General features: G+C 64.0%; 18 protein-coding genes. 5 read left to right on the top strand and 13 right to left on the bottom strand.

Features of this window, described 5'->3' with window-relative positions; all coding sequences use genetic code 11:
* The first annotated feature begins 28 nt into the window (after nucleotides 1-28).
* Nucleotides 29-583 carry a flavin reductase family protein gene (locus NLN62_RS24570; protein WP_027527756.1) on the top strand — a complete coding sequence of 185 codons (555 nt, stop codon included), beginning with the start codon at nucleotides 29-31 and terminating at the stop codon, nucleotides 581-583.
* A 405-nt stretch (nucleotides 584-988) separates the two neighbouring features.
* Here NLN62_RS24570 and NLN62_RS24565 read toward each other — a convergent pair whose 3' ends face one another.
* The 8 genes from NLN62_RS24565 to NLN62_RS24530 all read right to left on the bottom strand — a co-directional run bounded on the left by NLN62_RS24565 (nucleotide 989) and on the right by NLN62_RS24530 (nucleotide 11,976).
* Nucleotides 989-1,345, bottom strand: coding sequence for a hypothetical protein (locus NLN62_RS24565; protein ID WP_027527757.1), 357 nt, complete (start codon nucleotides 1,343-1,345; stop codon nucleotides 989-991).
* 256 nt (nucleotides 1,346-1,601) lie between these two features.
* On the bottom strand, nucleotides 1,602-1,766 hold the full coding sequence (locus NLN62_RS24560) for a hypothetical protein (protein ID WP_254110534.1): 165 nt from the start codon (nucleotides 1,764-1,766) through the stop codon (nucleotides 1,602-1,604).
* 631 nt (nucleotides 1,767-2,397) lie between these two features.
* Entirely contained in the window at nucleotides 2,398-2,622 is a 225-nt protein-coding gene (locus NLN62_RS24555; protein ID WP_027528114.1) for an alpha/beta fold hydrolase, read from the bottom strand.
* Between the two features lie 149 nt (nucleotides 2,623-2,771).
* Nucleotides 2,772-3,212, bottom strand: a complete 441-nt coding sequence (locus NLN62_RS24550) for an alpha/beta fold hydrolase (RefSeq protein ID WP_254110533.1) — start codon at nucleotides 3,210-3,212, stop codon at nucleotides 2,772-2,774.
* Between the two features lie 373 nt (nucleotides 3,213-3,585).
* Nucleotides 3,586-5,439, bottom strand: coding sequence for a sigma-54-dependent Fis family transcriptional regulator (locus NLN62_RS24545; RefSeq protein WP_254110532.1), 1,854 nt, complete (start codon nucleotides 5,437-5,439; stop codon nucleotides 3,586-3,588).
* A 94-nt stretch (nucleotides 5,440-5,533) separates the two neighbouring features.
* Entirely contained in the window at nucleotides 5,534-8,839 is a 3,306-nt protein-coding gene (locus tag NLN62_RS24540) for a carboxyl transferase domain-containing protein (protein WP_254110531.1), read from the bottom strand.
* Nucleotides 8,840-9,175: 336 nt separating this feature from the next.
* The gene (locus NLN62_RS24535; protein ID WP_254110530.1) at nucleotides 9,176-10,855 is read right to left on the bottom strand and encodes a methyl-accepting chemotaxis protein; all 1,680 of its coding nucleotides are present in this window, start codon (nucleotides 10,853-10,855) and stop codon (nucleotides 9,176-9,178) included.
* Between the two features lie 98 nt (nucleotides 10,856-10,953).
* Nucleotides 10,954-11,976, bottom strand: a complete 1,023-nt coding sequence (locus NLN62_RS24530; RefSeq protein WP_254110529.1) for an AraC family transcriptional regulator — start codon at nucleotides 11,974-11,976, stop codon at nucleotides 10,954-10,956.
* Nucleotides 11,977-12,198: 222 nt separating this feature from the next.
* Here NLN62_RS24530 and NLN62_RS24525 point away from each other — a divergent pair, with 222 nt between their 5' ends.
* Nucleotides 12,199-14,214, top strand: a complete 2,016-nt coding sequence (locus tag NLN62_RS24525) for a glycogen-debranching protein (RefSeq protein ID WP_254110528.1) — start codon at nucleotides 12,199-12,201, stop codon at nucleotides 14,212-14,214.
* A gap of 56 nt (nucleotides 14,215-14,270) precedes the next feature.
* Here the strand turns inward: NLN62_RS24525 and NLN62_RS24520 are convergent, their stop codons facing one another.
* From NLN62_RS24520 to NLN62_RS24510, 3 genes are all read right to left on the bottom strand, one after another.
* Complete coding sequence (locus tag NLN62_RS24520; RefSeq protein WP_084801574.1) at nucleotides 14,271-14,513, bottom strand: GCG_CRPN prefix-to-repeats domain-containing protein; 243 nt, start codon at nucleotides 14,511-14,513, stop codon at nucleotides 14,271-14,273.
* 96 nt (nucleotides 14,514-14,609) lie between these two features.
* On the bottom strand, nucleotides 14,610-15,473 hold the full coding sequence (locus NLN62_RS24515) for a DUF1989 domain-containing protein (protein WP_254110527.1): 864 nt from the start codon (nucleotides 15,471-15,473) through the stop codon (nucleotides 14,610-14,612).
* Between the two features lie 73 nt (nucleotides 15,474-15,546).
* Complete coding sequence (locus NLN62_RS24510; protein WP_254110526.1) at nucleotides 15,547-16,815, bottom strand: serine hydrolase; 1,269 nt, start codon at nucleotides 16,813-16,815, stop codon at nucleotides 15,547-15,549.
* A gap of 117 nt (nucleotides 16,816-16,932) precedes the next feature.
* Between NLN62_RS24510 and NLN62_RS24505 the strand changes: the two genes are divergently transcribed.
* The 3 genes from NLN62_RS24505 (at nucleotide 16,933) to NLN62_RS24495 (ending at nucleotide 19,667) form a co-directional block, all read left to right on the top strand.
* Nucleotides 16,933-17,877 carry an AEC family transporter gene (locus NLN62_RS24505; RefSeq protein WP_254110525.1) on the top strand — a complete coding sequence of 315 codons (945 nt, stop codon included), beginning with the start codon at nucleotides 16,933-16,935 and terminating at the stop codon, nucleotides 17,875-17,877.
* A gap of 21 nt (nucleotides 17,878-17,898) precedes the next feature.
* Nucleotides 17,899-18,294 (top strand): GFA family protein, encoded by a 396-nt coding sequence (locus NLN62_RS24500; RefSeq protein ID WP_254110524.1) that lies wholly within the window; start codon nucleotides 17,899-17,901, stop codon nucleotides 18,292-18,294.
* Nucleotides 18,295-18,632: 338 nt separating this feature from the next.
* A complete protein-coding gene (locus NLN62_RS24495; RefSeq protein ID WP_254110523.1) occupies nucleotides 18,633-19,667 on the top strand; it encodes a hypothetical protein in 1,035 nt (344 codons plus the stop codon).
* A gap of 91 nt (nucleotides 19,668-19,758) precedes the next feature.
* Here the strand turns inward: NLN62_RS24495 and NLN62_RS24490 are convergent, their stop codons facing one another.
* Nucleotides 19,759-20,292: a 2'-5' RNA ligase family protein gene (locus NLN62_RS24490; protein ID WP_254110522.1), complete on the bottom strand. Its 534-nt coding sequence runs from the start codon at nucleotides 20,290-20,292 to the stop codon at nucleotides 19,759-19,761.
* 100 nt (nucleotides 20,293-20,392) lie between these two features.
* The gene (locus NLN62_RS24485; protein WP_256576094.1) at nucleotides 20,393-20,974 is read right to left on the bottom strand and encodes a sigma-70 family RNA polymerase sigma factor; all 582 of its coding nucleotides are present in this window, start codon (nucleotides 20,972-20,974) and stop codon (nucleotides 20,393-20,395) included.
* Nucleotides 20,975-21,347: the final 373 nt, after the last annotated feature.

The following is a 21,347-nucleotide window of genomic DNA, read 5'->3' as shown; positions in this document are numbered from 1 at the left end:
CACCCGCTCTCATTCGTGGAGATCATGCGTGACGATCGATGCAAAGGACTTCAAGCAGGCGATGCGGCAATGCGCCGGCGCGGTTGCGCTGGTGACGGTCGGCACCGACAACGGCAAGCGCACCGGACTGACCGTGACCTCGGCATGCTCGCTGTCGGACAATCCACCGTCGCTGATCGCCTGCGTCAACCGCAATGCCAGCGCCCACGCGCGCATCCGCGAGGACGGCGCTTTCGCCGTCAACTTCCTCAGCGAGGACCACGCACTGCTGGCACTGACCTTCAGCGGACAGAAGGGCGTCAACGGCGACGACCGTTTTGCGTTCGGGCAATGGACGCAAGGCGTCACTGGCGTCCCCTTGCTGGTGGATGCGGTCGCCGCATTCGACTGCGTGCTGGCGCAGGAATTCGTAACGAGGACGCATTCGATTTTCGTCGGCGAGGTTCGCAGCGTCACCCATTCTGCGCTGGCCGTTCCACTCGTGTATCTCCGCAGCGCCTTTCATACGCCGCAGGAGATCCGCGATGCCGTCACGCTCGGCGATCTCGATGCAAGGCATCTGAGCTGGAGCGATTTTTCTTAGGGTAGCGGCGCCTAGTTCACGCTGCCACCTTCCTTCTCCCCTTGTGAACCGGGTATGACGAAATAAGTCAATAAATACAACGTCTCTGACCCGATGTGTCCGCCGTTGTGCCATATCTGCCGGCTCCTCTAGGAAGGCCGCTGATGCGCCGAAGTCAGGCCGCACAGGCGCCGGATAAATGCTCGGGCGGGGCCCGCTACGGCCCTGCCGCCGCTGCGGTCCGGTATGCCCTGCGCTCCCGCCGCGCTGTACTGCCTTGCGACGGCCTCGCGCCAACGCCTTGCGTCATTTGAGGAGCAAAGTGGAAAACGTTCGCTCGCTCTGGCCCTTACCGCTTTTGGACACAAAGCGAAAGCCGCCAATGCGCAAAGGCGGATGTTCGCTCGCATGCCCCATCGATTGGGGTCAGGAGCGCGAGCAATTGAGCCGCGCGAGCGGCCCAGAGTTGTAGATGAGGAATAGATCGCCGGTATAGTGGAAATATTCTCCAACAAACTCCTTCGTCGCAAACTTAAGTTGGATCTTGTTATTGCTGGTAATGCGGGGAGCAAGCATTTTTCCGTCGCCCGTCGTTATGAACAGCTTGTTCGTGTCGCCCAACTTCACGTTCAGATCGATTGGTTTTGGTTGAACGGCCGGATTGGTCATTTCTTGAACGACCTGCCCTTTGCAAGAGAACTGTTGCTCTGCTGCACCGCCGGGCCCAACCATCGTTGTCAGCATGATTAGGCTACCCGCAGCCAATCGAGCTATCTGCACCATGACATCGCTCCAATCCGGTACCCACGTCTTCGGTACTCTCACTCCTAGCCACAGATTTGGTCAAGGCGCGCTTCGGTTGACTTTGTCCGCGTTAGGCCCAAAGCGGCGGTCCCGGATTGTCTGCTCTCGCGCCAATTGGGGCCAAGCAGACGTGCACGGCGGTGTGCTCGATGCTGGCACGGTTCATATCGAGGCGCGCAAGAAGGTTGCAGATCATTCGATAGATGATTGAGCACGCCTTGGTCGTCGGGTCGCCTCACTGCGGCCAATCCTTGCAGAGCGTGATGCCGATCATGATCAGCGAGCCGATTGCGACCACCACCGGGCAGATAAACGGCAACTCTTCCAGCACGCCGATAACGACCGCCCGGACGCGGAGAGTTCTCGTCATATGCGCAAAGCGCCAGCCTGCCACACCCATCGGACATCTCCGTTTGGCCCCCAGCAGCGGCGGTCTCACTCTTCAGCGCGAAGCGATCTCCGGCTATAGCCCATTCGGATGTATCCCTGGCTCAAGGTGAAGGAACCCTTGCAAGATCTTAGGGGGCATTGCCAAGGCAGGCTGCGGGTTCTTTGGGGTGCCGCCGCGAGCGGGGTACGCGCGACCGCTCCTATTGAGAATATCTGCCGCGAGAAAATTCGTGGTTGCAGTTGCGGGTTAGGCAACATGTCTGCCGAGGACGCGTTCTCATAAATCGAGATGGGGGCGTGTCCGCCATGCCCCCATAGCAATTAAACTGCGTCGCGCCGCTAAGTACGGATAGTACCCGCCGGGGCAAACATAGTTGCCGTACGCGTCGTAGCCGCAGCCGCCGCGGTAGTAGGCCCGCAGCCCCGCCGACCGCAGCCGCACCCACTGCCGCCGCACCGACCCCGTAGCGGTAGCCGCGACACGCCCCTGCATACGCAGCCCGATAGCCTAGGGCCCGCCGCGCACGGCGACAGCGCCGCCCCGGTATCCGGGAGCCGCGACCGCGCCCCCGCGGTAGCCTCCTGCTCGCACGGCACCGCCGTGGAAACCTCCGGCGCTGCCGTGCGGATCGGTCGCTAAACTAGCGCATCGTCTCGACCGTCGCGACGTGCTCACGGATGAGCCTCGCGACATCCAGCGTATGGGTCGCGATCATGAAATGACTGGCGCCGGGTACGGTCACTAGCGACGATCTGGAGACTGCGTCAGTCAGCACCTCGGCGACACGCTGAACGGCTGGATGACCGCACTCGCCTCGCACGAAGAGGCTTGGCGCAGCGATGCCTGCATAGGCGGCAAGCGGCACATCGAAAACTCCATGCCGACGACCAGTCGAGAACGTTCGTCGGCGTGGTGGCAACAATGTAGTCCCGGGTCCGGGCTGGGAGGGCGTCAAAGCTGCCGTAACCGCCGTAGAAGTCGATGATGCTCCGCGCAGCCAGCAGCTTTCCGTCGTCACAGGCGCGGACATAAGCGTCGGCCATCGCGCGCACTTGCTCGTACAGCGCGAGATCGCCGGAGTGGCGAAGCAGATTGAACGGGGGTCGCCTCGATCAAGGTCAGGCTCGTGATTTTGGTCCGGTCACGAAGCGCAGTCGCCAAGCACACCGTGGCACCCCACGAATGCCCAACGAGGTGGACAGCGCTGTTGGTGCGCTGGATGACGGCCTCGACGATGTCGATCTCCCGTTCGATAGAAATGTCGTCCGGGGTGCGGCGCTCTTCGGTGTCGCCATAACCGAGCAGGCTCATTGTCACCGCCCGAAAGCTATCTCCTAAGAGAGCGATCACACCACGCCACAGCGCTCCCGTACTCCATGAGCCGGGCACGAAAAGAATGGTCGGCCCCGATCCTTGCTCAGGGTAGTCGATCCGTCTGTCAGGATACTCGACCATGGCTGCCCCCGCACGTGGAGGTGTCCGTACCGAGAACCATACCACGAGCGGCACGAGAACCACATGGAAGACAAGGCTCGCGACGGAGGACCCAGACACGGGCTCCGGGTCCTCGGGGGCGCGCGGAAAACGCGAGGTACGCGCGACCCCGGCTGTTGAGGAAATCTGGCGAGAGAAAATTTGTGATTGCAGTTACAGAAGGTGGCTAAAGATTACCTCCTTTGGCATTATCGAGCCTCATAGAGGATTACTCACACTTTAGGGACATCCTTGCGGGAGAAGGTGGCGTAAGCCGCCTCCAGCGGCCGTTTCTTAAGAGACGCCGAAGCGCAGCTTCGGCTATGAGGGCACATCGCGCGCCCCGTCATTTGCGCTACTGCGCCGTGTCGATCTTCAACTGCTTGATCTTGCGATAGAGCGTGGCGCGGCTGAGGCGGAGCGCTTTTGCCGCCTCCGTGACGCGGCCGCCGTGCTTGCGTAGCGCCTCCCTGATGGTCGCGCGTTCGGCCGCTGCAAGGTCCGGCTCGCTGGCGCGGCCGCCGAACGGCGGCAGATCGAGATCGGTATCGCTGATGACGCCATGCTCGGCGGTGCAGCCGGCGAGCCGTAGCACATGGCGGAGCTGACGCATGTTGCCGGGGAATGGATAGGCTGAGAGCGCCGACCAGGCTGCGGCCGAGAGCCTGCAACCCGGTGCCTCCTCGGCCGCGATGTCCCTGATCACATCCGCCCTGTCGGCGCGCTCGCGCAAGGGCGGCAGCCGCATCTCCATGCCGCGCAGGCGGAAGTAGAGATCGGCGCGGAAGCTGCCCTCCTCCGCCATGCGGCCGAGATCGCGATGGGTGGCGCTGATCAGGCGGATGTCGACGGCTGTCGGCTTGAGCGCGCCGAGCGGCCAGACCTCGCGGTTCTCCAGGACGCGCAACAGCCGGGTCTGGAGCGCGATCGGCATGTCGCCGATCTCGTCCAGGAACAGCGTGCCGCCGTCGGCCTGTACGATCAACCCCTTCGAGCCGTCGCGCCGAGCACCGGTGAAGGCGCCGGCCTCATAGCCGAACAGCTCGGCATCGATCAGGCTTTCCGGCATCGCCGCGCAGTTGAGCGCGACGTAATTGCTGCGCGCGCGGCTGCTTGCGGCATGAATGGCGCGCGCGAAGGCATCCTTGCCGACGCCGGTCTCGCCATGCAGCAGGATCGGCAAATTGTGGTCGCCGATGCTTTTCAGCCGCTTCACACCTTTGACCAGTGCGGGATCGCTACCGGCAAGCTTGTCGAGACCATCGAACCGGCCTGCGCGATTCTCACGACGCGTAACCGGCTGACGGCCGGGTGGTCGTGCACGCAGCGGCGGCGCCACATGAGCGCGTCCGAGCGGGCTGCCGTCTGCACGGCGCACGGCGCCCGTCTCTTCCGCCGCGTCGAACTTGACGTAGCGCGACAGGTCGATGCCCGATGCGATGAGGCCGTCTGTCAGTCCAAGCATCGCGCGCGCCGCCCGGCAGGCGCCGACAATGCGGCGGTCGTCGTCATAGGCGATCAGGCCGCTGCCGCCGTCGCCGGGCACGGTCGCAATCCAGGCATTGTGGAAATGGTTGCGGAAGATCGCGCCCTCGATCCGGCGCGTCGCCTCCATGGTAACCGCTAGCGCAAGCTGATGCGCGGCGCGCGAAAGATCCTCGCGGCAGGAGGTAATATTGACCGCACCGGCGATGCGCCCCCTCTGGTCGAACAGCGGCGCAACCGCGCAAGAGAACATGCTCCACTGCTCGCGAAAATGCTCGTCGCGATGCACAAGGATCGGCTTTTTCTCGGCTAGCGCGGTGCCGAGCCCATTGGTGCCCTCGCAAGCCTCGGCGAAATTCGAGCCGGTGTAGATCTTCCATTCAAGGAACATTTTGGCATCGGCTTCGCCCGGCAGGCGGCTGAACAGCATGGTGGCGTTGGCGTCGGCGAGATTGACGCAATAGCCGGCCTCGCGCAGCACCCGCGCGAGATCATCGAGCTCGGGCGTCGCGAGCCGGATCGTCTCCTCCAGGGGTTCGGCGACATGCCGGATCTCGGTCTCGGTGAGCGTCTGCGGCGGGCCCTGGCGTGCCGGATCGAGCTTGTGGTTGATCAGGCAGCGCCGCCAGGAGTTTGCGATCCGCGACTCCGCATCGACGTCGGTCGCGTGAGTGGCGACGGACAGCACACGGGCGACATGGTTCGAGGCCGACAGGCTGGCCATCGCAGACGTCTCCACCCTGTATTATTGTGCAAAGTCTGGCAGTCCGGGCGGGGATGTCAATCGGGAACCGACGCGCTGACGTTGCTGCGCCTGCTCACCACGCGTCGATGCAGGGGCGCTTCTTGGTCGTGCGCTCGGGCGGCTTCGGCACGGAGCGCAGGCCCGCCATGATCCAGCGCCGCGTCTCGGCGGGATCGATGACGTTGTCGATCTCGAACACCGAGGCGATCGAGACCGCCTTGCCGTTGGCGTAGAGCTCGGCGACCTTGTTGCGATAGTAGGTCTCGCGCTCGACCGGATCGGCGATCGCCTCCATTTCCTTGCGGAAGCCGAGCCGCACATAGCCTTCGAGCCCCATGCCGCCGAATTCGCCGGTCGGCCAGGCCGCGGTGAAGAACGAGGCATGAAAGCCGCCGCCGATCATCGACTGTGCGCCGAGGCCATAACCCTTGCGCAGCACGATGCCGAACAGCGGCACGGTGAGGCTCGCGCCGGTGACGAACATCCGGGAGACGTGGCGCACGATCGCGGTCTTCTCCGCTTCCGGCCCGACCATGAAGCCGGGTGTGTCGCAGAGCGAGACGATGGGTAAGTCGAAGGCGTCGCAGAGCTGGAGGAAGCGTGCCGCCTTGTCGCCAGCATCCGCATCGATCGCGCCGCCGAGATGGCGGGGATCGTTGGCGATCAGGCCGAACGGCTTGCCTTCGATCCGGATGAAGGCGGTGATCATGCCGACGCCGTAGTCACGGCGGAGCTCGAGAACGGAGTCCGTGTCCGCGATCAGATCGATCAGGGTGCGGATGTCGTAGACGCGCAGGCGGTTCTCGGGAATCGCCCGGCGCAGGAGGCGCTGATCGGCGGCTTGCCACTCGCTCACCGCGCCCTGGAAATAGGACAGGTATTTCTGCGCAACCCGCGTCGCCTCCACCTCGTCCTCGACGAGAATGTCGATGACGCCGTTCGGGGACTGGAACGAGACCGGACCGACCTCGGCGGGATGATAGACGCCAAGACCGCCGCCTTCGATCATGGCCGGACCGCCCATGCCGATCGAAGCGTTCCTGGTTGCGATGATGACGTCGCAGCAGCCGAGCATCGCCGCGTTGCCTGCAAAGCAATAGCCGGAAACGACGCCGACCACCGGCACGAGGCCGGAGAGCTTTGCGAATTGCAGGAAGGAAGGACCATCGAGACCGGTCATGCCGAGGCGGTCGGTGTCGCCGGGCCGCCCGCCGCCGCCTTCGGCGTAAAACACCAGCGGCATGCGCCATTGCTCGGCCAGCGTCAGCATGCGGTCGATCTTCTTGTGGTTCATGTGGCCCTGCGTGCCCGCAAGCACGGTGTAGTCATAGGCGACCACCATGCAGCGCGCGCCCTCGGATCCGAACTTGTCCGCATTCACCGTGGCGACGCCGGTGATGAGACCGTCCGCCGGGGTGTTCTTGATGAGGTCGTCGAGCTTACGGCGGCGGCGCTGCGCGGCGATGGCGAGGCTGCCATACTCCATGAACGAGCCGTCGTCGACGAGCTGCGCAACGTTCTCGCGCGCAGTGCGCTGATTGGTGTTGCGGCGGCGTTCGACGGACGCCGGGCGATTTTCGTCGCGTGTGTTGGCCTGGCGCGAAAACATCTCGGCGAGATCGGGACGGATGTGATCGAGATCGATCTCGGCCTCCTTGGCCGCGCTGTCGGCTGCGACGTCGAGCGGTTCGAGATAGAGGATGGGCTCGCCATGCAGCAGCGTGACGCCGTCACCGGCCGCGAGTTTTGTCACCCGGCCGCCCTGCTCGGCCATCACCAGGTGCTCCATCTTCATGGATTCGATCACCGCGAGCTGCTGGCCGGGACGCACGATCTCGCCCTCTTTGACCTGGATCGTGACCACGGTGCCCTGCAAGGGCGCCGCGACCATCACCGTTCCCTCCGGCACCTCCTGCGCGGCATGGGCTTGCGCCGCGTGATCGCCGGACTTGTCAGTCGGGGCAAAGAACAGCGGCCGCGCTGCGCCGTCGGCGGCCTCCACGAGCTTGGCGACGTTGCGATCGATGAAGTCGGTCGCGATGCGATTGGTCTTGAAGTCGGGATGGGCGAGCACCGCCTGGAGAAAGGGGATATTGGTAGCGACCCCGTCGATCCGGAACTCACGCAAGCTCCGCGAGGCCTTCGCGACCACGTCGTGCCAGGCCTCGCCCGGCGTATGGACGATGACCTTGGCAAGCAGCGAGTCGAAGGCGGCGCTGGTCTTGTAGCCGGCATAGCCGAAGCTATCGACGCGCACGCCGGGCCCCGACGGCGGCTCGAACACGGCGAGCACGCCGCCGGTCGGGTGCGTGGCGCCAGTCTCGTCCAACGTCTCCATGTTGACGCGGAGCTGCATGGCATAGCCGCGCGGCTCCGGAATCGAAGCCTGGTCGAGACCGAGCGAAGCGAGCGAGGCGCCGGAGGCGACCGCGAGCTGGGCGCGGACGAGATCGACGCCCAGCACCTCCTCCGTCACGGTGTGCTCGACCTGAAGCCGCGGATTGGCCTCGATGAAGGCAAAGCTGTCTTCAGTGGCGTCATCGACCAGGAACTCAAAGGTGCCGAGATTGTCGTAGGCCGCGTGCGTGGCGAGCTGCCTCGCCGCCTCGATGATGCGGCCGCGCAAGCCGTCGCTGAGCGAGGGGCTGGGCGCCACCTCGACCAGCTTCTGGTGCCGGCGCTGGACGGTGCATTCGCGCTCCCAGAGATGGCTGATCGCGCCATGATGGTCGCCGATGATCTGCACCTCGATGTGGCGCGCCTTTCGGATCAGGCGCTCGGCATAGACGCCGTCAAAGCCGAAAGCGGCCTTCGCTTCGGACTGGCAGCGCGCATAGGCTTCCGCAAGATCGGTCGCCTTCTCCACGATGCGCATGCCGCGGCCGCCGCCACCGGCCATCGCCTTGATCACGATCGCGGCGGACTTGCCGAGCGAGTCGAAAAACGCCTGGATCTCGCCAAGCGAGGACGGACCGCTGGTGCCGGCGATGATCGGCACGCCGCAAAGCTTGGCCAGCTGACGCGCCGCGACCTTGTCGCCGAACAGCTCGAGCGCGGTCACCTTCGGCCCGACGAAGGCAATGCCTTCGGCCGCACAGGCCTTGGCGAAGTCCGCATTCTCGCTGAGGAAGCCATAGCCGGGATGCACAGCGTCGCAGCCTGCTTCCTTCGCCGTCTTCACCACGCTTTCGATGTCGAGATAGGCTCGCGCACCGCGGCCGGGAATTTCGATCGCCTCGTCGGCGCCGCGGACATGCAGTGACAGCGCATCGTCTGCGGAAAAAATAGCTACCGTCGCAATGCCGGCATCGGCAGCGGCCCGCGCGATGCGGATGGCGATCTCGCCGCGATTGGCGATCAGGAGCTTTCGGAACGACATTGAGCGGGCCTCCATGCTCCCTGTATTTGCAGCGAGCATCGGGGGACGTCAACGACAAGCGAGGGCCGAGTCAAGGGTCGCCCGGCTTGCGGCACGCAATGGTGCCGCGACGCGGAATAAATCGCTCTATCCTAACCTCTGCGCACACATCTCACACCGTCATCCTGAGGTGCGAGCGCGTCCGCGCTGCGCCGGGAGCCTCGAAGGATGAACGGCCCATTTGTCTCAGGCACTACGACTTCCTTGCGTCGTGAGCCGGGCCGTCGCCCTTCGAGGGCCGTGCTACGCACGGCCACCTCAGGGTGACGGACCGCGGGGCCACGAAAGTGGTGGCGATTACGCCGCCCTTACGCCGGCGACGAAGGTCGTCACCTCGTGCTGCAGCGCCTGCAGCTTCTGCGTCAGCCGGCCGCTCGATTGCAGCACCTGACCTGCGGCATGACCGGTCTCGGAGGTTGCCTCCGTGACCCCGGAGATGTTTTGCGAGACCTGGTTGGTGCCGGAGGCGGCGTCCTGCACGCTGCGCGCGATGGCTTGCGTCGCAGCGCCCTGCTGTTCCACGGCGGCCGCGATCGAAGAGGAGATCTCGTTGACCTCCATGATGGTGCTGCGGATGCTCTGGATGTTGCCGACCACCTGATCGGTCTCGGCCTGGATCGCCGATATCTGCGCACCGATCTCGTCGGTTGCCTTCGCGGTCTGGCTCGCCAGCGACTTCACCTCGCTCGCAACGACGGCAAAGCCCTTGCCAGCTTCGCCGGCGCGCGCCGCCTCGATGGTGGCGTTGAGCGCGAGCAGGTTCGTCTGCGAGGCGATCTGGTTGATGAGGTCGATGACCTCGCCGATCTTGTGGGCCGCCTGAGCCAACCCCTGCACGGTGTCGTTGGTGCGCTGGCCGTCGGCCGCCGCCTTGTCGGCGACTTGGGCAGCTTGCGCGACACGCTGGCTGATCTCGGTGATTGACGACGATAGCTCGGCGGCGGCGGAGGCCACCGTCTGCACGTTGCTCGAAGCCTGCTGGCAGGCGTCGGCGACGATGCTCGCGCGCCCGCTCGCCTTGTCGGCGGTTTCCGACATGCCTTGCGCGGCCTGCTGCATCCGTTGCGCTTCATTGAAGACGTCACGGACCACGGCCTGGACGCTGTCCTCGAACTTGCCGGCAAGATCGACCATCACCTTGCGCTTGTCGGCGTCCGACTTCTGCTTCAACTCCTGCTGCTCGGCATGCATCTGGTGCACGCCCGCCGCATTGTCCTTGAACACGGCGAGCGCCTTGGCCAATCCGCCGACTTCGCCATGGCGGCTCGTATAGGGCACGTCGAACGCGCTGTCGCCGGACGCAAGCCGCTCCGTGAGCGCGGTGATGGCCGCAAGCGGCTTGGTGACGCTGCGGCCGATCAGGAAGGAGGCGACGAGTACCAGTGCGAAGACGGCAAGACATACCCATGCGAACGTCATCGCGGTCTGGCGGAACACGGCATCGACGTCGTCGAGATAGATTCCGGTGCCGACGATCCAGCCCCACGGCGCAAAGCCCTTCACATAGGAGATTTTCGCCACCGGCTGCTCGAAGCCGGGTTTGGGCCAGAGATAGCTGTAGAAGCCCGCGCCCTGCCCCTTCACGACGTTGACGAAGCCCATGAACAGCGCGTTACCCGCGGGATCCTTCATGCCGGAGAGATCCTTGCCGTCGAGCTCCGGCTTGATCGGATGCATGACCATCTTCGGGGTCATGTCGTTGATCCAGAAATACTCGACCTTGTCGTAACGCAGGCTCTTGATTTCGGCCATCGCCGCGCCTTGCGCCTGCTCGCGCGTCAGCTTCTCCTCGCTCTCGAGCTTCTGGTAGTGCGTCAGAATGCCATAGCCGACGTCAACCATCTGCTGGGTCTTGGCCTGGCGGTCGGCAACCATCTGCGCACGCATGGTGTAGAGCGCGATCGGCGCCAGCACGATCATGCCGAGGAGGCCGATGGCGACAATCAGGACAAGCTTGAAACTGATGCGGGAAAACATTTTGGTGCTCGCGTGAATTGGCAGAATGCTGAAATGCCAATTTATCCCGAACCGCTTAGCAAAGATTTAAGCATTCGGATTCGATCGCCCTGCCCTCACTAGGTCGCCGGCACCCCGTGCAACAGGCGGTTGCGATACTCACCCGGCGAGGCCTTGAACCAGCGCCGGCAGGCCCGGAAAAAGCTGCTCTGGTCGGCGAAGCCGAGCAGATAAGCCGCCTGCCCGAGCGACAGATGCAGCCGGCCGAGATACTGGTCCGCCAGTTCCCGCCGCGTATCGTCCAGAAGCTGCACGAACGAGGTCGCTTCCTCTTCCAGCCGTCGCTGCAGGGTGCGCTCGCTCATGCAGAGCTCGACGGCGACTTCGTCCCGCCGCGGTTCACCGTCGGGAAGCCGCCGCACGATCGCCTCGCGCACCCGAAAACTCGTCAGTGCGTGATCGAAGTGGCGCAGATATTCGCCGGCATAACGCTCGTGCAGCTCGCCGAGTTGCGGATTGAAAGTCGGCAGTGCCAGGTCCATGTCGCTGCGTGCGAACATCACGCTGTTGCGCTCGGCGTTGAACGTAACCGGGCAGCGAAAGGCAGCGTGATAGGGCGAGATATCTGCGGGCGGAGGATAGGTGAGCGCGATCGAGCGCGGATTAACGTCATTGCGTGCGACCCAGCGGCAGAAGCCGATCACGGTGACGAAGATGAACTCGATGCGCTGACGCGGGATCGGCCGGTTGCCGCCGAACAGCACGAAATCGATGCGACAGCAATCACCGTCCTCAGTCATGCTCATGGTCAGCGCGTCGCTGAGGATGAGCAGATAACGGTTGAGCCGCTCGAAGGCGCCGCGCAGATCGGCGCATGACATCATGGTGTAGCCGACCACGTCGAACGCCGCCGGCCGCGCCATCTGATACTGCGCAAGCGAGAGTGCCGGATTTTTCGACCGCTCGACCGCAAGCTCCCAGAGGTGGCTGATCTTCTCGGTGGAGAGCCGCGCGCTCGCTCCTTCCAGCTCCTGCGGATCGATGCCGGCGGCCGCAAACAGGCTCGAGACGTCCAGCCCTTCTGCAGCGAGCATCTCAGCGATGCTCCGCACCCAGACCGCGGCCGTCGTCCGCTTCGACATCCCCAACGCTCCTCCAGCGCTTGTTGCTTATTGGCGCCGCAACTGCCGATACGCAGCGGCTGCCTTGCTTCGAATATGACACGAAACGGCTCGCCGTGCCACGCGAGCAGCACTCTGTTATCCCTCAGTCTCGACATTGTCATCCCGGTGGGCTCTTATTTCCGCACGACGCCATCTTGATGTGAGCATGGAGCCCGCCGTCCGCGGGCATTGGAGATCGTCATGGCGGATCTGGAAGGCAGCGAGGGCTTGCCCTGGCCGCTCGGCTGTTCCCGTAACGAGGCGGACCAGAGCTGCAACTTCGCGCTTTATTCCAAGCACGCGACCGCGGTCACGCTCCTGCTCTATCGTGATGGCGAGTTCGCGACACCGCTTCGCGTTTTGCCTTTTACATTTCCGGTCAACAAGAGCGGCCGCGTCTGGCATATGCGCCTGCCGTCCGAAATGATCGCGGACGCCAAATACTACGCATATCAGGTCGATGGTCCCTTCGATCCCGTAAGCGGGCAACGCTTCGATCGCGACAAGATCCTGCTCGATCCCTATGCCAAGGGCGTGTTCTTCCCGCCCGCCTTCAGCCGCGATGCGGCGATGGAAGCCGGATCGAACGCGGGCAAGGCGCCGCTCGGACTGCTCGCTGATGGCGCGACGGCCCCGCCCCCGGGCCGGCCGCCGGCGCCACGCCACGACCACGAGCTGATCATCTACGAAATGCATGTGCGCGGCTTCACGCGGCGGGCCAATTCGAAAGTGCCCGAAGATCAGCGCGGCACTTTTGCCGGTATCGTCGCAAAGATCCCGTATCTGAAGAACCTCGGCGTCACCGCTGTCGAGCTGATGCCCGTGCACCAGTTCGAGCCGGGGACGACCAATTACTGGGGCTACATGACGCTCAACTTCTTCTCGCCGCACGCGCCCTACAGCGTGGCCGGCAGGCCTGAAAGTGCGCTCGGTGAATTCCGCCTGATGGTCGATGAGCTGCACCGGGCCGGCATCGAGGTGCTGCTCGACGTCGTCTACAATCACACCGCGGAGATGGGCAATGGCGGGCCCACCTATTCGTTCCGCGGCATCGACAACTCGACTTACTACGCGCTGTCACCGACCGACTTCTCCAGCTACGTCAATTTCAGCGGATGCGGCAACGACCTGCGCACCGCGCATCCGGCACCGCGGCTGATGGTCGTCGACAGCCTCAGATATTGGGCGACGTCGATCGGCGTCGACGGCTTCCGCTTCGATCTTGCCTCGATCTTCGCCCGCAATGAGGACGGCTCGCTCAATTCCGACGATCCGCCGATCGTCGTGGAAATCTCCAGCGACCATGATCTCGCCGATATCAGACTGATCGCAGAGCCCTGGGACGCTGGCGGCGGCTACCAGATGGGCCGCGCCTTTCCGGGCCGCTCCTGGTGCCAGTGGAACGATCATTTCCGCAGCACCGTCCGCGGCTTCGTCAAGGGCGATGGCGGCCTGGTCGCCGATCTCATGACCCGCCTCTACGGCAGTACGGACCTGTTTCCGGACACGCTGACTGACGCCGACCGGCGTACGCAGAGCATCAACTTCGTCGATTGCCACGACGGGCTCAATCTCTGCGATCTCGTCAGCTACACCAACGACGACCAGCGCAGCTGGGGCTGCGGCTACGAGGGCACAAATAACGTGCCTCCCGATGTGGCCGCGCTGAGGAAGCGGCAGGTCAAGAATTTCTGCTGCCTGCTGATGCTGTCGAACGGCGTGCCGATGTTCGTTGCGGGTGACGAGTTCATGCACAGCCAGAACGGCAATCCAAACGTCTACGACCAGGACAACGAGATTACCTGGCTCGACTGGGACCTCGCTGAAACCAACGCCGACGTGCTGCGCTTCTTCCGCATGATGATCGGCTTCCGCAAGGCCCATTCGGTGATCGCAAGGAGCACCGGATGGGGCGCCGACTGCTCCTGGCACGGCGCCGACGGCGATCCTGATCTCGGCGGCGGCTCGCGGTCGCTTGCGCTGCACTTAAGCGGCGCATCGACAGGCGGCGCCGACATTTTTGCGATGTTCAATGCTTATTGGGAAGCGCTGAGCTTCGAACTCCCGACATCGTCGATCTGGAAGCGTGTGGTGGATACGTCGCTGGAGAGTCCGAACGATATCGTCGAGGAGGCCGCCGCGCAGCCATACATCTCCAACGCGTACAGCGTCGGCCCGCGATCGGTCGCGGTCCTCATTTCGAGCAAAGCGGCTTAGCCAAACGCGATCACACCAAGCCAAAGGCTGGCCCGACGGTCGTTCGAGGCGCAATGCTAATAGCTGGCGAAGCAGGCGCGTTTGCGCGGACTCCAGGTGTAGCCGGATGGACAAGGCGGCCGGGGCTGCGCCCCTGCGGGGCACTCGTTCCAGACGCGTGCGCCGGTCCCCCATCCATCGACGACGCAGGCCCCGGAGATGGTGGGGTGGCAACCGGGGCCACATCCGACGGCGGCGGTCGCAAGACCAATTCCGGCAACGGTCGCGACGAGCAAAGCGGTGACGAAGAGCGCTCTCATGATCTCCCCCTTTTCGATTGTCTCCGGCTCCTGCCACCGGCAGGAGCCACGGCAACCCGTCAATGACGCACAGACAGCGGATTTGGTTCCCGGCGATTAGCGATCACTCCCGTGGCCGCGATGGTAGGTATTCGGCAACGGCCAGCGCCAGCTGTCGAGCCTGGTCCGGTCCGGCTCGAAGACCTCGATCTTGAGCGGATAGCAGGCCGCGACGTCGCTGGAATGGGTCGCGCTGCAATCGCCGCCCGGGCACGCGGAGAGGGCGCCGAGCAGATCGATCTCCGCGAAGAGCTCGATGAAGTCGCCGGGACGGACGGGGCTGGCCTTCATGAAATACTGGTGCGTATCCCCGGTGAAGCCGGTGCACATGAAGACATTGAGCACGTCGTGGACGTGATGCTCGACCGCTCGCACGTCGGTCTTCAATTCGGCGGCCAGCGCACGCGACAGGTTGGAGTGGCAGCAGAAATCATAGGACGTGCCGCCCAGCAGCAGGTTGGTATAGGGATCGCAGCGCGTGCCTATGACGTCGTGGATGCCGGCGCCATCCGCGTCGAAGCCGTACCAGCCGAGCGTGTCATGGCTGATGGTCGCCATCGGCCGCAGCTGCGGCATGGTGCTCCAGAGCCGGTCGCCGGTGCCGACATGCGTTGCGTGAAGCGCACGTGTCTTGCCGCTGAAGAAGCGCTCGGAGAGATCGTGAGCGTTCCAGAGATTGAGGTCGCCGACCTGCGGGCCCTCGATGCTGACGATGCGGAAAAACTGGCCGCGCGAGACGCGAAACGCGCGGGCATCGCGCGGCGGCACCACGATCTCCTGTGTCTTGACCATCGTCTCCCGTGCAGATTCCAGCACGGCCATGTCCGGCTTCTGCATCGCGCCGGCGGGATAGACGACGGTCGGCTTGGCGGCCCGGCGTGAGGCTGCGTCGGCAGGCGCAGGTGGGATTCTGGGAGACATGATTAACCTCAAGGTGAGCGCAGAGCGCGATCGCACTTGCAGATCATGCCTCAAGCTCCTGCGCCGTAAAAGATCAGGACTGTCGCAGCGCGCGGTAAACCCCATGTTCGAACTGGCGATAGGCGTTCAGCGCTTCGCCGTCCGCGAAGGGCAGGATCTGCATCATGATGACGCCCGCGAGGCGCTTCGATGGGTCGATCCAGTAATAGGTGTTGAACAGGCCGGCCCAGGTCAGGCTGCCGGCGCTGCGGCCATCCGGGACGGGATCGAGGTTGATCATATTGCCGAGCCCCCATCGCAGATGGGTGCCCGGGAAGAAGTTGACGTCGTTCGAAAGCGCGGGATTGGTTGTCTTCAGGATGCCGGCCTCGAGATTGCCGATCTGGTTTTCGGACATCAACGCAACCGTCGCAGGCTGTAGGATGCGCGCCCCGCGCAGGCTTCCGCCGTTGAGCAGCGCCTGGAGCAAGGCCAGGTAATCGGACGCGGTGGAATAGATGCCGCCTCCACCCAGAAACGCCTTGCTGCCACCCGGCTTTTCCAGCGGCTGCACCAGAAGCTTGCCCCGAGCATCCCGCACGAACAGGCTGGCCTCTCGCGCGCGCTGCTTGTCATCGAGTGCGACGACGGTATCGTTCATGCCGAGCGGACCCGTGATGTGGTCGCGGAAATAGCGCTCGAGCGGCTCGCCGCTCGCGATCTCCACCATCCGGCCGACGCGGTCGAGACTGCCGCCATAGGCCCATCTTGCACCGGGTTCGAACATCAGCGGCATGCGCGGCAGGTTTCGCTTGCCGCGCGCGACCTTGAGATAGCGGGCGACCTTCGGATCCCAGAGCAGATAGCTGAAGCCGGAAGTGTGCGACAACAGATGGCGCAGCGTCAGCGGCCTCTCGGGAGGATGCAGCTGCGGGGCACCCTTCGCATCGAAACCGGCGAGCACCTGAATCGCGGCGAGCGCCGGATCGATGTTGGCGGCCGGCTCGTCCAGATGCAGCCTGCCCTGCTCCACGAGCTGCAGCGCCGCGACCGACGTCAGCAATTTGACCATCGAGGCGATGCGGAAGATCGTATCAGTCGACATGCGCGAGGCCGCATCGCCGTTGCGCAGGCCGAAGGCGCCCACATAGAGCACCGACTGTTCGTTCGCGGCCATCGCCACCACGCCGGGAATCTTTTGCGCGCTGACGGTGGCTGATAATGCGCCGTCGATCTCGCGGCTGCGTAGCGGCGCCAACGACGATGCCGCCCGGCCGGGCACGGGAACGGCAGCGGCCATGCTCGCGGCCGCAAGCCCCACGGTTTGCAGGAGCGCATCACGCCGGCTGAGCGGACCCCACATGAGGTTTCCTGGAAGCTGATCCGGAATCTGATCTAGTATAGCCCAGACAACCCCGGGTCGCATGCCCCGAGGTGACATCACGGGGCTGATCAGGGCATCAGCCGAGGGGGAACCAGGATGCAAGTCGCCGGCCTCGTCCTTCCCGTCTTTGCCATCATCGTCACCGGCTGGCTCGCCGGTTGGCTCGGCTACATCTCGCGGTCGCTGGCCGACGGCCTCGTGCATTTCGCCTATAACGTGGCGATGCCGGCGCTGCTGGTCGTCACCATCGCGCAGGAGCCGGCGAGCAATCTCCTGGAATGGCGCTTCCTGTTCGCCTTCGGCGGCGGATCGATGCTGTGCTTCGCGCTGGTCTTTCTGGTTGTTCGCATGGCGTTCGGCCGCGACCTCGCCTCCAGCACGATGCAGGGCATGACCGCAGCGATGACCAATACCGGCTTCGTGGCGCTGCCGGTCCTGCATTCGATCTACGGACAGCCAGCCGTGCTGCCCGCCGCCATCGCAACCGTGTTCGTCGCGGCGGTGATGTTCCCGGTGACCGTCATCCTCCTGGAGAGCAGCGGCCGCGGCGCGCCGGGCGCGGCATCCCCCTCCACGCTGGTGAAGCAGATCCTGCTTAATCCGATGGTGCTCTCGACCCTGATCGGTCTTGCCTGGGCGATCACAAGCCTGCCGATTCCTGCTCCGCTCAAGGCCTATCTGAACATTTTTGCGGCCGCGCTCACGCCATGCGCCCTCTTCGCCATCGGTCTCGGCCTCTCGATCGAAGGCGTGCGCGCGAACCTCAATGCGTCGCTCGTGCTCGCGGCCGTCAAGCTCGTGCTCATGCCGCTGCTGGTGTACGGACTGTGCGTGGCCTCAGGCCTCAATCCCTTCTACACGATCGCCGCCGTCATCTGCGCCGCCGTGCCGACGGCGAAGACGGCGTACATCCTGGCCGGCGCCTACAAGGTCGAGCATTCGCTGGTCGCATCCACGGTCTCGATCACGACGCTGCTGTCGGTTGTGACGCTGCTGGGCTGGCTCTATGTGCTGCAGGGCCTCGCGGCCAAAGCGGGCTAGGATGGGAATGAGGAGTCGAGAATGGCCACGTTCAAGGGAAGCTGCCTCTGTGGTGAAGTCGCCTTCGAGGTCGACAGCCCATTCGATCGCTTCCTGAACTGCCACTGCTCGCGCTGCCGGAAGGCAACCGGGTCAGCGCATTCCTGCGAGGTGATCGTAAAGGCCTCCGCACTGCGATGGCTGCGCGGAGAAGCATCCGTCGCGCGCTACGACCTGCCGACGGCGCGGAGCTTTGCGACCGCCTTCTGCAAGATCTGCGGCAGCCCCATGCCGCACCTCACCCGCAGCGGACGCGAAGCGATCATCCACGCCGGCGCATTCGACGAGCCGCTTGGTGTGACGCCGGACCGGCATGTGCAGTGGGCGTCACGGGCGGAGTGGTACGTGCATGGGGAGGGGCTGGAGGTGGAGGAGTAGCTCGTTGGCGCGCTCCGCTGATCGCGCTGGAGTTGCATGCCGACACAGAACGAGGTACAGGGACGCACCGCAACTTCATTGCAGGAGGCGACCATGCTGACGATTGCACGCTTCCCGGGTTCGATGCGCGATATTTAGCGCGCGCTCCGGGATTTTAGTCCCGGGTGAGATCTCAAAACGCTGAACTCGTCGAATCTGCCTGCGGACGCCTTGCGTCCGCGCTCGCGGAAACCATTTCCATGACCTCGTCTCTTGTCCTGGTCCCACGCCGGGGGGCCGGGCGTTCGAACATGCTCGAACGTCAACTCCGGAGATATCATTCCCGCTTTCAGGGAGCGGTGCGCGCTCTGGCCATGTGCCACCCGCGCATTGCGGACCTCGGCGCGAGCTTTCCTGCGCTGCTGTTTGCGCTGGCCGTCCCGCGCGCCGGGCTAGATCCCGCGCAGGCGCTCGCGCGCGTGATCGATGGCGCCGCGCTGACGGACGTAGCCGCGGCGGCTGGCGTGCCGATGTGGTTGCGCAAGCTGCCTCCGGAGGCGTTCGTGCGTCCGATCGTGAGGCTGCTGCCTGACGGTGAACTGTTTCGCCGGCAGATCGCGAACCACATCCCGCGCTCACCGAGGTTCGCGCCGACGTGGCTGCAGGCCGTTACTGACGTTGCCGAATGCGCGCACGAGGCGGCGGCCGTGTGGATCGCGCGCGAATGCATCCGCGAGCCGCGGCGCATCAAGCCCGCACGCTTGCGACTCATCAGTCTCTGGTCGTGGTTTTCCGTCCAGCCCGCAACCTTCGGACACGAGCTCATCGATCGGCCGTGGACGCCGAACATGCACATTGGTTCAGCGCTTGCGGCCGCCGACGAATGGCGGACGAAAATCGCGCTGCATGCGAGCCTTGGTCCTCAGCCGATCAGCGACATGTGGCTCGAGGCGAGTCATGTGGCCGGGTACGATTTCGTTCCGTTGAACTCGACCGCCTCGATCACCGAAGAGGCGGTCGCCATGAAGAATTGCCTTCGCACCTACGGCTACAACCTCGCTCACAATGGCTCACGGCTCTGGAGCGTGAGGCGAAACGGCGAGCGCGTCGCGACGTTGCGGGTCGCCTGCCGCTATCGCGATCCGCTCCCCAACATCGTCGAGCTCAAGGGTGCCGGTAACAGAGATGTATCACGCGATCTGTGGTGGGCCGCGCGCCAGTGGCTGCACACGCATGACTTGTCGAAGATCGACATGGCGCGACGCAAATGGGGTACGGTGCCGCTAGATCGCGACACCTGGCTGTCGCTTTGGCGGCCCTATTGGCTCGCCAAGCGTCGCATTCCAGAATGGCTGCCGGTCGCCCCCTCCCGCAGCGCGCTCGAAGCGCTGTGATCGAGCGCGTGCGTGCTGCAATACGAACAGGATTGAATCGCAGCGCAGAAACGGCAAAACGGGCATCGCTTCACTTCCGACCTCTCGCTAATCACGATCGCAATCTCTGCTCGGAGATGATCCGCACCGGTGGAAAGGCGACGCAGTCCGCCACATCGAACATCACTTCGATTGCTCTGTCGAACGATCGTGCAAACTCAATGGCGTCATCGCGACATTTGTCGGCGACGCGCATGCCGAGCGTGCAGTGCGGTGTCCACGCGCCCGGTCGGTAGTGAGGATGGCAGTGTGCGGGATCAATGACTGCGCTGATCGAACCGTGCAACCGCATCAGGACGTCATTCGACGTTGGCTCTGCCCAGAGCACGAGTGGACTGCCTTCGAACCAGCGAATCCGTCTGAACTCGATACGCAACGGCGCTTGACCGGCGACGGCCTTGAGCATCGCCCCCCATGCGATGTGTTCATCGACCGCAGGCTCGTCGTAAATCGCGAACGTAAAATGCGGCCGGTAGGCGAGTGCGCGCATTGACGGCTTGACCTCGAACGCGCCGACCTGGTCCCACAGGCGTTCTATCTCGTCAGCTGAACCATTATCGGCCCGGATGTTGATCGCCAGTGCCACAGCCTCACCCCTGCGGGCGGAACAATCGATCGAAAGAAAGGGAAAAAGGCGCGTGGCCTAAAAAAATGGCGCGCCATTCAAGAATAAACAAGCAATCCCCTCATCGCCAACCTCGTTCAACGCCGGCGGCCTTCAGCAACTCGGCCAGTTTTTTCCGCGCGTAGAACAAGCGCGTTTTCACGGTGTTCGCCGGAATCCCGACGGTTTCGGCCACCTCTTTCACGGCTTTCTCGTGGTAGTAGACGAGATCGACAATCTCCCGGTGCTCCGGCGAAAGCCCGCCCAGGCACTTGCGCAACGCTTCGCTGGTATCCTTCTTCGTCGCGGCCACTTCCGGATCGTCGGACGTGTCCTCGATCGCGTGAGCAGCCTCGTCTTCCAACGTAAGGTCCTTCCTGCGCCGCAGCGCCGAGAGGGCCTTGAAACGCGTAATCGCCAGCAGCCAGGTTGAGACAGCAGATCGGCCTTCAAACTTGCCAGCCTGACGCCAGACGTCGAGAAAGACCTCGCTGATGAGATCTTCCGCAACCTGTTCGTCGTGGACGAGCCGAAGCCCGAAACTGAATACCCTGACATGGTGCCGTCCGTACAGCACCTGCATGGCGCGCCGGTCGCCTTGCGCAATCCGCGCGATCAGGACTTCGTCCGAAGCCACCCGTGGTTCGCTTAAGGTCCGTCTCACAGGATTCGAGCCGACCAACGTCAGGCACTCACCGTCGGCGATGTCGAGCGACACTTCCTTCAAGACTCCGTCTGACGGAACGCCTTGCCGATGTTCTCGACCGAAATCCGGGCCATGCCCCGCCTCCACGTTGCCGATCACTGGCATCGTCGGATCAGGCTAGCAGCAGCGAAGGCGCATGCGTGCGCGTCGTCGACCGCGGACGTGGCGATCCCAGGATGATGCGGGAGACAGAATGGGCTGGATTTCGCGCTCGTCCTGTCGGGATCATCTGCAATCCGTCACTCAATTCCGACAAGCACGACCGCGGCCTGTCTCATGTCTGTTTGGCGGAAGGCGAGCAGAAAGGACAGATCGAGTAACGAATTGTCGC

The organism is Bradyrhizobium sp. CCGUVB23 (assembly GCF_024199885.1).
Lineage (GTDB): Bacteria > Pseudomonadota > Alphaproteobacteria > Rhizobiales > Xanthobacteraceae > Bradyrhizobium.
The sequence above is the reverse complement of the archived record's forward strand: the minus strand, read 5'-3'. Positions and strand labels throughout refer to the sequence as shown.

Coding starts and splice junctions, on each gene's coding strand:
- NLN62_RS24515 (WP_254110527.1), bottom strand. CDS start 15,473: ATGTCTCCCAGAATCCCACCTGCGCCTGCCGACGCAGCCTCACGCCGG.
- NLN62_RS24545 (WP_254110532.1), bottom strand. CDS start 5,439: ATGGCCAGCCTGTCGGCCTCGAACCATGTCGCCCGTGTGCTGTCCGTC.
- NLN62_RS24505 (WP_254110525.1), top strand. CDS start 16,933: ATGCAAGTCGCCGGCCTCGTCCTTCCCGTCTTTGCCATCATCGTCACC.
- NLN62_RS24510 (WP_254110526.1), bottom strand. CDS start 16,815: ATGTGGGGTCCGCTCAGCCGGCGTGATGCGCTCCTGCAAACCGTGGGG.
- NLN62_RS24540 (WP_254110531.1), bottom strand. CDS start 8,839: ATGTCGTTCCGAAAGCTCCTGATCGCCAATCGCGGCGAGATCGCCATC.
- NLN62_RS24535 (WP_254110530.1), bottom strand. CDS start 10,855: ATGTTTTCCCGCATCAGTTTCAAGCTTGTCCTGATTGTCGCCATCGGC.
- NLN62_RS24525 (WP_254110528.1), top strand. CDS start 12,199: ATGGCGGATCTGGAAGGCAGCGAGGGCTTGCCCTGGCCGCTCGGCTGT.
- NLN62_RS24550 (WP_254110533.1), bottom strand. CDS start 3,212: ATGGTCGAGTATCCTGACAGACGGATCGACTACCCTGAGCAAGGATCG.
- NLN62_RS24500 (WP_254110524.1), top strand. CDS start 17,899: ATGGCCACGTTCAAGGGAAGCTGCCTCTGTGGTGAAGTCGCCTTCGAG.
- NLN62_RS24560 (WP_254110534.1), bottom strand. CDS start 1,766: ATGGGTGTGGCAGGCTGGCGCTTTGCGCATATGACGAGAACTCTCCGC.
- NLN62_RS24530 (WP_254110529.1), bottom strand. CDS start 11,976: ATGTCGAAGCGGACGACGGCCGCGGTCTGGGTGCGGAGCATCGCTGAG.
- NLN62_RS24520 (WP_084801574.1), bottom strand. CDS start 14,513: ATGAGAGCGCTCTTCGTCACCGCTTTGCTCGTCGCGACCGTTGCCGGA.
- NLN62_RS24565 (WP_027527757.1), bottom strand. CDS start 1,345: ATGGTGCAGATAGCTCGATTGGCTGCGGGTAGCCTAATCATGCTGACA.